General features: G+C 68.1%; 13 protein-coding genes and 1 pseudogene. 7 read left to right on the plus strand and 7 right to left on the minus strand.

Annotated elements, in window-relative coordinates:
• Positions 1-77 precede the first annotated feature (77 nt).
• Complete coding sequence (locus ACIBVN_RS56660) at positions 78-554, minus strand: hypothetical protein (RefSeq protein ID WP_397150560.1); 477 nt, start codon at positions 552-554, stop codon at positions 78-80.
• Between the two features lie 213 nt (positions 555-767).
• On the opposite strand from ACIBVN_RS56660, the gene ACIBVN_RS56665 reads away from it, so the two are divergent.
• Positions 768-890 carry a hypothetical protein gene (locus tag ACIBVN_RS56665; protein WP_397150562.1) on the plus strand — a complete coding sequence of 41 codons (123 nt, stop codon included), beginning with the start codon at positions 768-770 and terminating at the stop codon, positions 888-890.
• Positions 891-1,344: 454 nt separating this feature from the next.
• Here ACIBVN_RS56665 and ACIBVN_RS56670 read toward each other — a convergent pair whose 3' ends face one another.
• A complete protein-coding gene (locus ACIBVN_RS56670; protein WP_397150564.1) occupies positions 1,345-1,908 on the minus strand; it encodes an MFS transporter in 564 nt (187 codons plus the stop codon).
• Between the two features lie 226 nt (positions 1,909-2,134).
• Positions 2,135-4,213, minus strand: coding sequence for a phosphate acetyltransferase (gene pta, locus ACIBVN_RS56675; protein ID WP_397150566.1), 2,079 nt, complete (start codon positions 4,211-4,213; stop codon positions 2,135-2,137).
• Positions 4,214-4,628: 415 nt separating this feature from the next.
• Here pta and ACIBVN_RS56680 point away from each other — a divergent pair, with 415 nt between their 5' ends.
• The 3 genes from ACIBVN_RS56680 to ACIBVN_RS56690 all read left to right on the plus strand — a co-directional run bounded on the left by ACIBVN_RS56680 (position 4,629) and on the right by ACIBVN_RS56690 (position 6,397).
• On the plus strand, positions 4,629-4,892 hold the full coding sequence (locus ACIBVN_RS56680) for a DUF1876 domain-containing protein (RefSeq protein WP_397150568.1): 264 nt from the start codon (positions 4,629-4,631) through the stop codon (positions 4,890-4,892).
• Between the two features lie 158 nt (positions 4,893-5,050).
• On the plus strand, positions 5,051-5,398 hold the full coding sequence (locus ACIBVN_RS56685) for an STAS domain-containing protein (RefSeq protein WP_397150570.1): 348 nt from the start codon (positions 5,051-5,053) through the stop codon (positions 5,396-5,398).
• Positions 5,399-5,590: 192 nt separating this feature from the next.
• Positions 5,591-6,397: a universal stress protein gene (locus ACIBVN_RS56690; protein WP_397150572.1), complete on the plus strand. Its 807-nt coding sequence runs from the start codon at positions 5,591-5,593 to the stop codon at positions 6,395-6,397.
• A gap of 150 nt (positions 6,398-6,547) precedes the next feature.
• On the opposite strand, the gene ACIBVN_RS56695 is transcribed toward ACIBVN_RS56690, so the two are convergent.
• Positions 6,548-7,942: a wax ester/triacylglycerol synthase family O-acyltransferase gene (locus ACIBVN_RS56695; RefSeq protein WP_397150574.1), complete on the minus strand. Its 1,395-nt coding sequence runs from the start codon at positions 7,940-7,942 to the stop codon at positions 6,548-6,550.
• A 123-nt stretch (positions 7,943-8,065) separates the two neighbouring features.
• Positions 8,066-8,764 carry a universal stress protein gene (locus ACIBVN_RS56700; RefSeq protein WP_397150576.1) on the minus strand — a complete coding sequence of 233 codons (699 nt, stop codon included), beginning with the start codon at positions 8,762-8,764 and terminating at the stop codon, positions 8,066-8,068.
• 201 nt (positions 8,765-8,965) lie between these two features.
• Here ACIBVN_RS56700 and ACIBVN_RS56705 point away from each other — a divergent pair, with 201 nt between their 5' ends.
• The 3 genes from ACIBVN_RS56705 to ACIBVN_RS56715 are packed head-to-tail and all read left to right on the plus strand — an operon-like array spanning position 8,966 to position 10,956.
• Positions 8,966-9,646: a CBS domain-containing protein gene (locus ACIBVN_RS56705; protein ID WP_397150578.1), complete on the plus strand. Its 681-nt coding sequence runs from the start codon at positions 8,966-8,968 to the stop codon at positions 9,644-9,646.
• Between the two features lie 2 nt (positions 9,647-9,648).
• Positions 9,649-10,242: an HPP family protein gene (locus tag ACIBVN_RS56710; RefSeq protein ID WP_397150580.1), complete on the plus strand. Its 594-nt coding sequence runs from the start codon at positions 9,649-9,651 to the stop codon at positions 10,240-10,242.
• Between the two features lie 9 nt (positions 10,243-10,251).
• Positions 10,252-10,956, plus strand: a complete 705-nt coding sequence (locus tag ACIBVN_RS56715; protein ID WP_397150582.1) for a CBS domain-containing protein — start codon at positions 10,252-10,254, stop codon at positions 10,954-10,956.
• Positions 10,957-11,098: 142 nt separating this feature from the next.
• Here the strand turns inward: ACIBVN_RS56715 and ACIBVN_RS56720 are convergent, their stop codons facing one another.
• Both ACIBVN_RS56720 and ACIBVN_RS56725 read right to left on the minus strand, forming a co-directional pair.
• Positions 11,099-12,076, minus strand: a complete 978-nt coding sequence (locus ACIBVN_RS56720) for an Acg family FMN-binding oxidoreductase (protein WP_397150584.1) — start codon at positions 12,074-12,076, stop codon at positions 11,099-11,101.
• 248 nt (positions 12,077-12,324) lie between these two features.
• Positions 12,325-13,616: pseudogene (locus ACIBVN_RS56725) on the minus strand (IS110 family transposase).
• Positions 13,617-14,054 lie beyond the last annotated feature (438 nt).

Here is a 14,054-nt window from a genome sequence, read left to right on the forward strand (position 1 = left end):
ATCGCTCGATCTCTCCCCACGCCCGGTGACCTACATCGATCACCTTGGCACACGAGGAGAGACCGACACGAGATAGATCAAAAAACACCAGCTACTAGAAGACGATCTCGGCCAGGGCGGCATCGTGTGCGCGGGGATGTAGGCGGGAAGCTCGGGCAGGCCATGTTCCTTCGCGCCGGCGTCGATCGCTGGGTGCACCTCCAGATCCAGCGGTCGCACTTGTGCGATCGGCCGCCCCAGCGGCGCCGGGGCCGGGTGGCGGCCAGGTGGGCGGTGACCCAGCTCTCGCGTGCCCGCGCGGCGGCATCGGCGGTATCCCAGCGGGCCCGGCGGGCCAGCACGGTGGCGACCGTGACCACGTCGGCCTGGGACGGAGGCAGGTGCGGCGAACTCAGGATTCGGTGGATGCTGTCGCGTTCCGGGGCACCGGGCAGGTCGTCGGCGGCGACGTCGGCGGCGATCTGATCCAGCGTCGGGTGCCCGGCCTCCACGTACAGGCCATACAGCAGGCCTTTGAGGTCCCCCAGCGGCCCTGACTCCGTCTGCGGGCGCATAATCGGGCGTGGCCGCCGCCGTGCGCCACCAGTCCCATCGCCACTCATAGCTCCATCATCGCTCCGGCCACGAGGGCAATGCAGGTCAAGCTGCTCACGACCTGACAACTCCCGGCCAAGCTGTCGCAACTGATCGCTAGTAACGGGCGTCGCTGCACGATTGGCCCAAGCCGGCCGGCCCCACTCCATTCACCCGCAACGTGGGAGATCATCATGACCGACCCCAACAAGCTCACCCGTAACGAGCACTTGGTTCTGGCTGCCGTGCTGCGCGGCATCGTGGCCGGCGTCACCAACGCCGCCATTACCTGGCTCGTGCGCCACCTCACAGTTTGACACCGGGATCAGGGTTCTGGCCCGTGCAACGCCCGGCCAGAACCATTTTCCAGGGGGCCGGGCCACCACCGATGTCCAGGCGCTCACCCGATTCAGCGAGTTCCTCTCAGCCGCTGCCCCCGACGTCCGTTCCCTGGCCGGAGTGAACCGCCCGTTGCTGGAGCGCTTCTTGGCCTGGCTCACAGACCAGCCCGGCGGAACCAGCGCCAACGAGGGCCGCGTCGGTGGCCTCCACCTATTCTTCCAAGCCATCCGGCAGCACGGCTGGGATGACAGCCTGCCCACCACCGCGGCGTTCTTCACGGGCGACATCCCTCGACGCCGCCAGCGCGTCACCCGCTACCTGGCCGAGCATGTCATGGCACAAATCGAACAGCCCGCCAACCTCGACCGCTGGCCCTATCCCGAGGGCCGGCTGATCACCTTGATCCTCATCCGAGGCGGACTCCGCCTCTCATCGGCCGCCAACCTGGCCTTCGACTGCCTCCTGCACGACGGCCAGGGCACCTCCTACCTGCGCTACCAGAACACCAAAATGGAGCGCGAACACGACCGCGGTGATGACCAAAGGGGCGGCCGCGCCGCCGGTCTCCACCAGATTGGCGGTGGTCAGCGCGCTGATCGCGGTACCTCCCATTCCCGCGCCGAAGATCTCCACGGCGAGCCCGCGCCGGTGCGGCGGGAACCACGCATCGACGAACGGCACCCCGACGGCGAAAGCGGTGCCGGCGATACCCAGGAAGAACCCGCCGACCAGCAGCGCGGCCAGCGAGCTCTGCCCCGCGACGCCGATGAACACGACAGGCACGATGGTGGCGGCGGAGATGAGCGGGAACATCACCCGGCCTCCGTACCGGTCGGTCAGCGCCCCCACGGGGATCCGCCCGAGCGAGCCGACGATCACCGGCACCGCTACCAGCAACGCCTGCTGTGGTGCCGCCAGGCTGAGCAGCTCCTTGAAGCGCGGCACCAGAGGGCTGGGCAGCGCCCAGGCCCAGAAGTTCACGGCGAAACCCAACGTCGCCAGGCTACCCACCTCGCCCGCTTGCCCGTGCCGGTCTCCGTCATGGAGTTCTGCCTCATTCCGGTCGTCTCGCCGGTCGGCCCCGCCGCGCATCCTTGGGCGGTCGTCCGCGGCGGGCCGCACCGGGCCCCGTTCCTCGGCTTGCCTACCCCAGCCCCAGCCCACAAAGCAGTCATGTCGCTCAATTGACGTCGGCGGGGCGCCTGTCGTCTTCGGGGTGTCAGTGGCGTATCGCCCTTTCCACCTCGTCCTCACGGCTGGCGTTCGGTTCGTCGTCACGTACTTGCGCGGCGGTGATGGCCACGGTGGTGACGATGTCGGCGACGGTGGCGCCGCGCGACAGGTCGTTGACCGGCTTGCGCAGGCCTTGGAGCACCGGTCCCACCGCGACAGCGCCGGCGCTGCGCTGGACGGCCTTGTAGAGGTTGTTGCCGGTGTTGAGGTCGGGCACCACGAACACGGTGGCCCGCCCGGCCACCTGGCTGTCGGGCATCTTGGTCCGCGCCACCGAGGGGTCGACCGCGGCGTCGTACTGGATCGGCCCTTCCACCGGCAGGTCGGGACGGCGTTCGCGGACCAGCTCGGTGGCGGCGCGGACCTTGTCAACATCGGCACCGGCACCCGAGGCGCCCGTCGAGTACGACAGCATGGCGATCTTGGGGTCGACGCCGAACAGGGCGGCGGTACGGGCCGAGGAGATCGCGATGTCGGCGAGCTGCTCGGCACTCGGATCGGGGTTGACCGCGCAGTCGCCGTACACCAGGACCCGGTCGGCCAGGCACATGAAGAACACGCTGGAGACCAGTCCCAGGCGCAGGATCTCGAACGCCGGCCTGATCGTGTGCGCAGTGGTGTGCGCCGCGCCCGAGACCATGCCGTCGGCCATGCCGGTGTGGACCATCAGCGTGCCGAAGTAGGACACGTCGGTGACGGCGTCGCGGGCCAGCTCGACGGTCATCCCCCGGTGTGCGCGGACTCTGGCGTACCCGTGGGCGAACTGCTCGCGCAGCTCCGCGTCGAACGGGCTGAGCACCCTGGCCTCGTCCAGATCCAGGCCGAGCTGGCCTGCCTGCACCCTGATCCGCTCTTCGTCGCCGAGCAGGGTGAGCTCGGCCACGCCACGGCGCAACAGGACGTCGGCCGCACGCAGGATGCGCGGCTCCTCGCCTTCGGGCAGCACGATGTGCCGACGCTGGGTGCGCGCCCGGTCCAGCAACTCGTACTCGAACATCAGCGGCGTGACGACGTCGGTCTTGGCGATGGCCAGCCGATCGAGCAGCAGCCGGCCGTCGACGTGCTCGGCGAACAGCCGCAGTGCCGTGTCGGTCTTGCCGCCGGCTTCGGGCGTGAACTGGCCCTCCACCGCCGACAGACGGGTCGCGGTGTCGAAGGTGTCGTGGTCGGTGGCGATGACCGGCAGCGGAATGGCCATGCTGCGCAGCAGCCGGTCCACCGGGGCGGGCAGATCCGTGCCGCCCGTCATGATCACCGCAGACAGGGTGGGGAAGCCCGGCGCCGCATGTGCCGCGATCAGTCCGGGCAGCAGTGCGGCGGTCCGATCGGACGGGATGATCACTGCTGCGCCCTCGGTGTAGCGATCCAGGATGCTGGGCAGCGACATCGCGCCCACCATGAGCGCGTTCGCCTCCCGGCCGAGCCCGTCGCGCTCGCCGAGGAAGAATCTTCCGTCGCAGGCATCCAGCAGGTCGGCGACGGTGGGTGCGCGCAGGGAGGGGGCTTCGGGCAGCACGAACACCGGCGTGGGGTGGTCGATCGCGACGTGCTCGGCAGCCGCCCTGGTGACGACGACCGCGAGCTCCCGGGCGTGGTGGTGCGCCAGTTGCCGGGACGACAGGTCGACAGCGGCGGCGATCTCCGCGGCCGTCCTGCCTTTCCCGCTTACCACGTTCAGCACGGGTGTTCCCAGGTCCGCGGCCAGCCTGGCGTTGAACTCGAACTCGGTCGGCGCCCCCACATCGGTGTAGTCGGTCCCGACCACCACGACCGCGTCGCACCGCCCCGCGAGCGCACGGTAGCGGGCCACGATGTCGCCGGCGGCACGCTCGGCGTCGGCGTGCACCTCGTCGTAGGTGACGCCGGCGTACGTCTCGTAGGGCAGGCTGAGCTGGAACCTGCTCCGGATGGTGTTGATCAGGTTGTCCTCACGTCCTGCCCTGACGACTGGACGGAACACGCCCACGGTCTCCACTTGCCGGGACAGCAGCTCCACCATGCCCAGTGCGATCGTGCCCTTGTTGCTTCCTGCTTCGCCCGCCGCTATGTACACCGCACGTGTCATGTTCACCATTCTCGACGGGCGCGGCCGACCGGATGGATCCAGGGCGGCGAGCAGTGCTTGAGCGGAAGCACGCCTGCGCCGTTCCGCTCACAGGGGCGCATCGAGGATCCGTCCGCAGGGGCCGGGGAAGATGGGACGATGGCGTGGCCCGCGCGGCGCGCGACCGAGCGCGATGAGCAGGCGATCGCCGCCTGGCGAGCAGTGTCTGGCCGAAGGGAAACGGCTGCGGCGAACCTGGACGCCTGGCTCTCCTGAGAGGACGAGGACGGGCAAGGTCTGATGCCGTCCTCGAACCCCGTGGGTGCCGGGCCTGGAGGTCTTTCGTCCCCCCGGAACCAGGCGTTCGACCCTGGCGGGCTGCAGGCGCCAGATGAAGACTGGACAAGATCCAGGGGTTGTCCAGGAGGTTCCTACGGTGGCGAACAAGCAGTGGACCGTGCAAATCTATCTCGCCGAAGAGGGCGACGAAACATCGGCCCGAGCTGTCCTGATCACCAAAGGTGGCGGGCGTGTGGACGGTCTAGGGTGCAGGCGCCGAAACCCGGCCGATGCCTGGGTGCCCGAGATCGGCGACGAACTGGCCGTCTCTCGCGCACTGGCCGACCTGGCCGGCAAGGTGGCCGCCATCGCCGGACAGGACCAAGCGAAATCACCACCGTCCCAGCCGGATTGTGGATGAGATTGGTGTGAACCACCCTGGTCAACCACCACTCCAGGTGACGTTGGACATGACCAGGTGGGACCTTCGGCCCTACCGTGACCATCGGTGTCCCCAACAGCATGGAGTGATTTGGTGAAGGACCTCGGCTTTTCACCAAGACTCAATCGGAGGCGAAGGTGGACAGGAAGCTAGCCCTGCCAGGCGCACGTGGACATCCCTTCAGACTTTCGACGCGGGTGAGAAACGGCACAGCGCAGATCACGGTCTCCGGAGAGATCGACATCGCGACGGCACCGACGTTGGAAGAGCTGCTCATCGGCACGATGGCCGGATCGGGTTCGGCCACCGAGGTCGACCTGGCCAACGTGTCCTTCATGGACGCATCTGGCCTCACCGCCCTCATACGGGCCGACAACAAGGCCAGGGACGTCGGCGGGCGACTGCAGCTCTCGCACGTCCCTGAACGTGTCTCCCGCCTCCTGAAGATCTCTCATTTGGATCGCCGCTTCTCCGTACTCACCTGATCACATGCCGGCAGGCTCAGCGAGACGCGGGTGGGCACTTGGCGGCCGCGTGTGGCCGAAGCATCCTTCGTCCCTGGCACGTCGCCGTGCAGCCGATAGTGGCAAAAGAGCCGCCCACGAAATGTGAAAGCTTTCGAGAACGGCCCATTGTGGCCTGCCGAACCGCCCTATGAGCTGCCAAGAGTGGGATATGTGAACGAGACATTGGGCGTGGTCATCGGCTACGACGGCACCGACCACTCGATGCAGGCTCTGGACTGGGCAATGGACGAGGCCGAGTTCCGCAAGCTCCCCCTCACCGTCTGCCATGCGTGGCAGTGGCCGTATGGCGACGCGGATCAGACGGGCCGTGACTCACTGCGCCGTGCTGCCGAGCACGTGCTGTGGCACGGCGCCGACTGCGCACGAACCAGTTCCCCCGGGCTTGATGTGCGACCCGACCTGTATGAGGGGTCGGCGACCGGCCGATTGGAGGAACTGTCGGCCGAGGCCGAACTGGTGGTGGTCGGCTCCCGCGGTCTGGGCGCGGTGGCCCGCGCGATCGTCGGCTCCGTAGCAGCCCATACGGTTGCCCATGCGCGGTGCCCGGTCATCGTCGTTCGCGGCAAGGGCTCGCTGCCGCGTAGCCCCCATCCCGGGCCGATCGTGGCGGGTCTCGCAGACGATGACAAGGTGGATGCGGTTCTTGGCTTCGCCTTCACGGAAGCAGCCATGCGGCACCTTCCCTTGCTCGTCGTACACGCCTGGCAGCCCTCCCTGGACCCACCGGCCGTCCAGAACGCGACCGAAAACTGGTTGGCGAGAGCCCTCATGCCGTGGAGGGAGAAAGATCCAACGGTCAGGATCGAGACGCATACGCCGCGTTCGCGAGTAGGCGAGGCGCTCGCCTCCATCGCTGACGCCACCCTGGTGGTCGTCGGAAGCTCGCACGGATGGTTCGGCTCCGTGACGGCGGCCATGTTGGGGCACGCACCCTGCCCGGTTGCGATCGTCCGCTAGGAGGCCGGTTCCAGCACGAAGGGGACCTCCTGTGCGCACCCCGACATGATCAATCGGCCGGCCACCAGCGCGGCGTCCTCAACCGACAGGCTCTGTCCATGACACGCAGTTCCACGGCCAGGTAGCACCTGGGGAAGTTGTGTCCCGGCTTCAGGCGGCGGCCGAGCGAACGAGCTTGCCGAGTTCCTCCTCAATGGCGCAGGCGAACCGCTCCACTTCAGGCGCGCTGTCGTAGTCCCCGGTCACGCCGAAAGCAACCTGGTCACAGTAGGAGAAGATGGACACGCCGGTACGCAACCTGGCGATGATGGGCACGTACGGGAAGATCTCCAGGGCCCGGCGGCCTAGCAGGTAGAGCGACACGGGTGGCCCGGGGACGTTGGTGGTGACGGTGACCACGCTGCGCTGCGGAAGGCGGGCGAGTAACCGGGTCGCCCAGGATACGGGTGGGAACGGCTCATGGCGGGCCAGCGTGGTCATCGCCTCGCAGGCCTGCGCCTCCATGCTCGCTTTCAGCTCGGTGAGATGGGCATGCACAGCTTGGAGGCGTTCGCCGGGGTCGGCTAGATGCACGGGGAGGAACGCCAGCATGACTGAGATCCGGTTCGTGCACACGCCTTCGTCGCCGGCTGCTCGTACCGACACCGGCACCGCCGTGCGCATGGCGTGCGGATCTGGCTCCTCACCGCGCTGGAGCAGCAGGGAGCGAAAGGCTCCGGTGATAGCCGACAGCGCCACGTCGTTGAGGCTCGCGCTGGCTTGGCGGGCGGCCTGCTTCATCTCGGTCAGGGACGCGCGGGCGACGGCGTAGCGGCGGCGCTCGCCGATGGGGCCGTTGAGTGTGGAGCGGGAGGCCGGCCCGAGTGAACCCGCCAAGGTGAGCAGGCCGCGGCCGGTGTCCGCGATGCGCTGCGCGGTGGCGCGTGGCGTCCGGAGCGCCTCGCCGATCATGCGAAGCTGCTCGATCGGGTTGAGCAGCAGATCACGTACCGCGTCAACGATCAGGCGTGACGTGGACGGCCCCGGATCGGGGACGTAGGCATCAAGCGGCGCCTGGCGACCGTCGCCGTCGGGCGACAGGTCGAAGAGCACGTAATACAGGTTGGCGCCGGAGACACCACCGACCAGGCAATGGTGCACCTTTGACACCAGCGCCCAGCGCCCACCGGACAGCCCGTCCAACAGCCAGTACTCCCACAGCGGCCGCTCGCGATCGAGGCGCCGCGACATGATCTCACCGATCCGCTCGCACAGCGCCGCATCGTCTCCCGGCTCGGCCACGCACACGTGCCGGATATGCCGGTCGAGATCGAAGTCCGGATCGTCGACCAGGACGGGTGCGCCGAGGTCGAACGGCACCTGCCGGGCCTTCTGCCGGTACAGGGGGACCAACGGCAACCTGCGCCGCGTGGCTTCGACGAGCTCTTCCCTGGAAGGAGGCGGACCCTCCATGATGGCGATCGACGCGATCGCCATCGAGACCTCCGGCTCCTCGTCTTCGACCTCGAGGAAGGCCGCGTCCAGTGGGCTGAGGTGATCGGTCATGGTCGGCCCTCCCCCTTGGTCTTGTACGGGTTTCCATCAAGCCTCGGAGCGGGACGCGTGGGTGCACAGAGTCTAAAGTCCTGGCCCGATCCGCCATTTGCCACGTCCGTGCCTATCCGAGGGTCAGCTTTCCGACACCACCGCCACGGGGCAGGGCGCGTGCTGGAGAAGGTAGTTCGCGGGGCCGAGGTGCGTCGCGCGCGTGCGGCCGATGACCATGAGCGTGGCACGATCCACCGGGTCGCCCGGCTGGATCCGGACCTCAGGGTGGCGGGCCACCCACTGGGTCAGGTCGGCCGAGGAGGCGAGGGGAACCTGGCGCATGGCGGCCTCGCCGAATGCCAACTCCAGCACGGCCGGGTCCGGTTCCTTGCCGGCCACGACGATCGGGCCCGTAGGCGGGGGAAGGGGGCCTGGGCCGCGTACGACGATCACCGGACAGTCGGCGTGGGCGGCGACGTAACCGGCGACCGAGCCGACGACCGCACGGGGCAGGGCGCTGAGGCCGCGAGAGCCGACCACGACGAGGTCGGCATCGCTGGAGAGCTCCACGAGGCGCTCCGCGGCGGGGCCTTCGTACAGGTCGGTCTCGACGTGCACGCCCGCGCTGGTCGAGCGGGCGCATTCGGCGCCGTGCCACAACACGTGCTCGGCCGCCTTGCGCAGGTGGGCCTTGGCCTCCTCCTCCGCCTCGCCGTACGGCCATTGCCACGCGTGGGCGACGGTCAGTGGCAGCTTCCTCAGCTCGGCCTCGTCGAGCGCCCAGTCCAGGGCCTGCATCGAGAAGTCCGAGCCGTCGTAGCCGAGCACGATGCCGTTCATGTCAGGCGCTCCCTTCAGACCTCCACGGCAACCAGCCTCTCGTATCCGCGGCTCGGTGAGCAGGGACCTTCGGCCTCAAGGCGAGGGCCGTACGGCGGGTGTGCCCACTGCGTTGACCAACGACTGTCCTGCTCGGGACCTACGTCCCTACTTCCCGGACCGTCTGGGAGATGTGATGAGAGCAATCAATAGGAGGCAGTCATGCGAATGACCGTCGCGGATGTGATGACGAGGAAAGTGTTCTCCGTCACCGCCGACACCCCGTTCAAGGCCATCGCTGAAACGCTCATCACCGGCGGCGTCAGCGCCGTGCCGGTCACCGACGACGGCAACCATGTGATCGGCATGGTCTCCGAGGCTGACCTGCTGCGCAAGGAGGAGTTCCGGGAGGAGTTCTACCGCGAGGGCTATCGGCCCCCACTACGCGCCCGGCTCCGCCACCCCAAGAGCCGGCAGAAGGCCGACGGCGACACCGCCGCCGACCTCATGACCAGTCCAGCGATCACTGTCTCCCCCACGGCGTCGGCGGTCGGCGCAGCCCGCCTGATGGACGCCCGCGGCGTCAAGCGGCTCGCCGTCGTCGCACCCAACGGCCGTCTGGTGGGCATCGTGAGCCGCCGTGACCTGGTCAAGCTGTTCGTGCGAAGCGATGAGGAGATCGCCGCCGAGATCCGCGACGATGTCCTCGACCGCAGCCTGTGGGTGGACACCTCCGGCGTCACCGTCTCGGTGAACAACGGCGTGGTGACGCTGTCCGGCCAGATGGACCGCCGTACCGAGGCGGGGATCGCGGTCCGCATGACCGGCCGCGTCAACGGCGTCGTCGACGTGGTCGACAAGCTGACCTGGAAACACGACGACTCCGCGTGGGAGGCCAGGTAGCCATGCTCGTGCGCGAGGTCATGAGCTGTCCGGCCATCACGGTCCGCGGTACCGACCCGGTGCGGCAGGCCATCCGGACCCTCTATGGCCATGACATCACCGCCGCTCCGGTGGTCGATGACAGTGACCATCTGGTCGGCGTGGTCAGCGAGCTCGATCTGCTGCGCGGCGAGCTCGAGCCCGACCCCCGCGCCACCGTACGCCCCCTGCCCGCGGCGCAAGAGCCGCCGCCGCGCCGCGTGCTGGAGGTCATGACCGGCGACGTCGTCACCGTCACCGAGACCACCGACGTCACCACCGCCATCGATCTCATGGTGAACAAGCGGATCAAAAGCCTCCCCGTGGTGAAGAACGGCGCGGTGGTGGGCATGGTCAGCCGCCGTGACCTGATGGCCATGCTGGCCCGCTCCGACGACGACCTGCGCGAAGCGGTCATCGCCGCGCTGCGCGAGCACTACCCCTCCGGCCCGAACTGGAACGTCACCGTCCGCGACGGCGTGGCAGAGCTGTCCGGGTCACCCTGCGAGCACGCCGACCACATCGCCGATCTGCTCGCTCGCACCGTACCCGGCATCGTCCGGGTCAAGCACCTGTAGGAGATCCCCATGAGAACCACCGTCCAGGATGTCATGACCACCGACGTGGCCGTTGTCAATCAGAACGCCTCCTTCCACACCGTCGCCGAGCAGCTCATCGACAGGGAGGTCAGCGGCGTGCCAGTGCTCGACGACGACAACCGCGTCGTAGGCGTGGTGTCCGAGGCCGACCTGCTGGCCAAACAGGAGTTCAAGGAGAGCTACTACGGCGACGGCTACCGCCCACCGCTACGCGCCCGCATCCGCCACACCGTCGGCAGCGAGGGCAACGGCTTCTACAAAGCGCTCGGCGAGACCGCCGGCGAGCTGATGACCTCCCCCGCCCACACCACCACCACCGACACTCCAGTCGTGCTGGCCGCGCGGCAAATGGACAAGTACGGCGTCAAGCGCCTGCCCGTGGTGGACTCCGGCGGAAGGCTCGTCGGCATCGTCAGCCGTCGCGACCTGATCAAGGTGTTCCTCCGCCCCGACACCGACATCGAGCGCCAGGTACGGGAAGCCGTCAAAGCCGTCCCCGGCGACGTCGCCGACCTCCGCATCACCGTGGCCGACGCCGTCGTCACCCTGTCGGGGACGTACGACGAGCACAGCCATGCCATTGCCGTGGTTCGCATGATCGAGCGCATCGACAGCGTGGTGGCCGTCCACGACGAGCTCAAGTGGAAGCACGACGATATAGCCGATCTCCCTGTCGTCTGGGGCGGGGCCTGATCTGGATGCGCGAGGCCTCCGTTGTCCGGCGGCGACCGGTTCTGGCCGGATTGGGACGTGAGCCCGGCAGCTTCGGGCATATACGACGTCTGCGATCGGGTGCTGCGGGATTGGTCGCCGCCGACCGGGCAGGCCCGGGTCCTCACCAGAGGATCTCGGACAAGGGCCGGCGCATCGAGCCCTTGTCGTCGAAGGTGACGCCCAGCCGCATGATCATCTGCGGGTATTGGCCCGAGCAGAGCTCCTGCCTCATGAACTCGCGCAGCAACTCCATCTCGAGCGCCTGGGTGTGGAAGGCGGCGCTGACGCCGTACGCCGAGGCGTACAGCAAGAGGTGTTGCAGCGCCTGCCCGGCATCGATCCAGTCCTGGCGGCTGTCACCCCGCGTGGTGAGCACCGCAACGACCCCGGTCGCCGCGGAGGCTCTCTGGTCCGTCTGGCTTCCCCAGTCATGCCCCCAGGCGTAATCGCGCTGCGGGAAGTGCGGCTCGGTACGCGCCGCCTCACGGGGATAGCCCTCCGCGGGCACCCCGTCCGTGCGGCTACTGCCCGGTGGCCTTGCCCAGCGGATCACCTCGAGGCTGAAGCGCTGGTCCTGGGCCTGCACGCTCTGCGCGGCCTGGGTGAGTGCGGCGATCACGCTGACCGCTTCGGCGGAACGAACGGGCGTCAGCTTGGCCCCCTCCTCCGCGGCTGCCAGGACCAGCTTCTCGACAAGCGGGTCCGGTACCGGCACATCGGCGAAGCCCGCCCGGTGCGTGCGGCGCCGCTCGATCTCGCCACCCAGAGCACGAATGGATTCCTCCGGCTGTACCTCGGCACCCAGCCGCAGCGTGGCGAGCAACGACGGGCGGTCCGGATCGGGCAGGACACGCACGACAGGCTCGAAGCCCTCGCAGCTCATCGCCGTACGCATGGTGAACAGGGCCGCACCGCAGCTGATCAGCATCTCCCGGCCGGAGACATCCTCGACGCGCAGCTTCCTGTCCGGGTCGGCCCGCAGGCATATCTCCTGCTCGGACACCGAGAAGGTCCAGGGCTGAGTGTTGTGCGTGGAAGGCGCCCAGCGCGCGGCATCCATCGCGGCGTCCAGCGCATGCTTGACCGAACCAATTGTCATGGCTCTCACCTCCATGGATCCTCACAGCTAGTTCATCACCCGGAGGCCACCACGGTCAGGGTCGGAAGTCCCTCTTCCCAGGGACGTCGGCCCCTCTGATACCGAACACGGGCATGCCGACCGTGAAATGGCGCTAGCCGAACAGTGTCCAGCCGTACTTGAGCACGACGGCCAGAACCACGACCAGGATCCCGTGACCGCAGCAGCGCAGACCAGCGTCGCCTCTACGATCATGTAGGTCAACCGGCTCAGGCCGCATGGTCTTCGACTGAATCAGGGCATGCCGACCCTCGGCGTGGCGGGAACGCTGCGAGCTCGTCGTATTTCTTGCGTTCTTGCAGGCAGTGGTACAGGCAGCCAAGCATCCGGTTGAAGGTGTTGCGCAGGGCGCTGGAGTGCCGGTCTCCGTCGTCTCGGCGGCGGTCGTAGTGCGCTCGGGGACCTGGCGCTCTCAAAGAGGCGAAGGCCCAAACGTAGCCGGCGGCGGCCAGACGTTGGTTCTTCACCTGCGGTGGTGGACGACCAGGCTCTTGCCGGAGGCGCGGGTGATGGGCGCCGCCCCGGCGTAGGCCTTCAGCGCGCGGGCGTGGGCGAAGCGGGTGCGGTCGTCACCGATCTCGGCGAGCACGCGGGCGCCGGTCATGTCGGCCAGGCCAGGGAAGCTGGTGATGATGGCGGCGTCAGGGTGCTGGTGAAAGGCCTCGCTGGTGGCTTCGGCGAGGCCGTCGGCGGCGCGGCAGGCGGCATCGAGTTGCAGCAGGAGGGCCTGAAGTTGGCGGCCGAACGCGTCCTCGACCAAGGGGAGTTGGCGAAGCTGTTCCTCTCGGAACAGCGCCAGCAGCCGCTCGGCCCAGGCCTCCATGTTGCGCTGACGGCCCGAGGCGCGCAACAGGCCGTGCAGTCGGCGGGCGGTGAGCTTGGCGGCTGTACCAGGGGTGGGCGCCGCATGCAGGACCGCGCGGGCCTCGCGGGAGGTCAGGCCGATGTTCTTGACCTAAAAGGCATTCAGGGCCGCAGGGAAGAACTCGCGCAGCAGTGAGCGGAGCTGGTTGGCCAGCTGCTGGCGGTTCCAGACCGCGTCTTGTTGCGCCCGGGCCAGCACCGCGATCGCCTGAACCAGCTCGCTATCGGCTGGCAGCGGCCGGTGGACGTCGGCGTCCACGCGCAGGATGTTGGCCAAGGTCATGGCGTCGGCGTGGTCGGACTTGGACCGGGCGACGGTGTGGCGTTCGCGATAGCGAGCCACCGCCAGGGGGTTGATCGCGTATACCTTGCGGCCGGTAGCGCGCAGGCAGGCCACCAGCAGGCCGCCCCTTGTCTCGATCGCCACGGGGATGGGCTGGTCCGGGCTGTCGCCGTGGTCGGCCAGCAGCTCGACCAGCGTCCGCCAACCGTTCGCGTCGTCGCTGATGCGTTGCTTGGCCACCAGCTTGCCGATCTCGTCGACCAGGGCGACGTCGTGGTGCTTTTCTGCCCAGTCGATCCCGCAGGTCACTGTCAACGGGGCCTCCTTCCTCGGTAGTAACGGCAGGTGAGCCATGCAGGGACACGCCACGCCCTAATGAGAGAGCTCCTGGGCTCGACATCCGATCAGCAGTTCGTGGCCCCAGCCGGCTGCAGGCTCGCCTTCTCTGCGAGGGCTCGGCGGCCCTGGTCTTCTCAAGCGATGCGTCCTGCGGCTGGCTCACGTCACGATCTTGCCGTTGAGGTTGCCGCTGGTGGGCGGCGATCAAAGAGGAGCGAGGCGCACGGCCTTAGCAGAGGGCTTAGGCCCGGTATCGACACAGGCGTTCACTCGCTCCTCGTCGAACGCCACCCACCAGCTCGCTCACCCGCCCGTGCACGGCCTCTGCATAGGAGTCAAGCTCCCGGTAAGTACACAGACATCGAGCGGGAGAGCCTGCTTCAGAGCGGACGATGAATCCCTCTCCGAAGTCATTAGGTAAGAACGGACATGGACCCAAGATCCCGCACTGCA

The sequence above is a fragment of the Nonomuraea sp. NPDC049400 genome (assembly GCF_044466425.1).
In the GTDB taxonomy this organism is placed as follows: domain Bacteria; phylum Actinomycetota; class Actinomycetes; order Streptosporangiales; family Streptosporangiaceae; genus Nonomuraea.

Bases quoted from the DNA above. Each gene is read 5' to 3' on its own strand.
- ACIBVN_RS56660 (WP_397150560.1), bottom strand. From the start codon at position 554: ATGCGCCCGCAGACGGAGTCAGGGCCGCTGGGGGACCTCAAAGGCCTG.
- ACIBVN_RS56665 (WP_397150562.1), top strand. From the start codon at position 768: ATGACCGACCCCAACAAGCTCACCCGTAACGAGCACTTGGTTCTGGCT.
- pta (WP_397150566.1), bottom strand. From the start codon at position 4,213: ATGACACGTGCGGTGTACATAGCGGCGGGCGAAGCAGGAAGCAACAAG.
- ACIBVN_RS56695 (WP_397150574.1), bottom strand. From the start codon at position 7,942: ATGACCGATCACCTCAGCCCACTGGACGCGGCCTTCCTCGAGGTCGAA.
- ACIBVN_RS56700 (WP_397150576.1), bottom strand. From the start codon at position 8,764: ATGAACGGCATCGTGCTCGGCTACGACGGCTCGGACTTCTCGATGCAG.
- ACIBVN_RS56705 (WP_397150578.1), top strand. From the start codon at position 8,966: ATGCGAATGACCGTCGCGGATGTGATGACGAGGAAAGTGTTCTCCGTC.
- ACIBVN_RS56710 (WP_397150580.1), top strand. From the start codon at position 9,649: ATGCTCGTGCGCGAGGTCATGAGCTGTCCGGCCATCACGGTCCGCGGT.
- ACIBVN_RS56715 (WP_397150582.1), top strand. From the start codon at position 10,252: ATGAGAACCACCGTCCAGGATGTCATGACCACCGACGTGGCCGTTGTC.
- ACIBVN_RS56720 (WP_397150584.1), bottom strand. From the start codon at position 12,076: ATGACAATTGGTTCGGTCAAGCATGCGCTGGACGCCGCGATGGATGCC.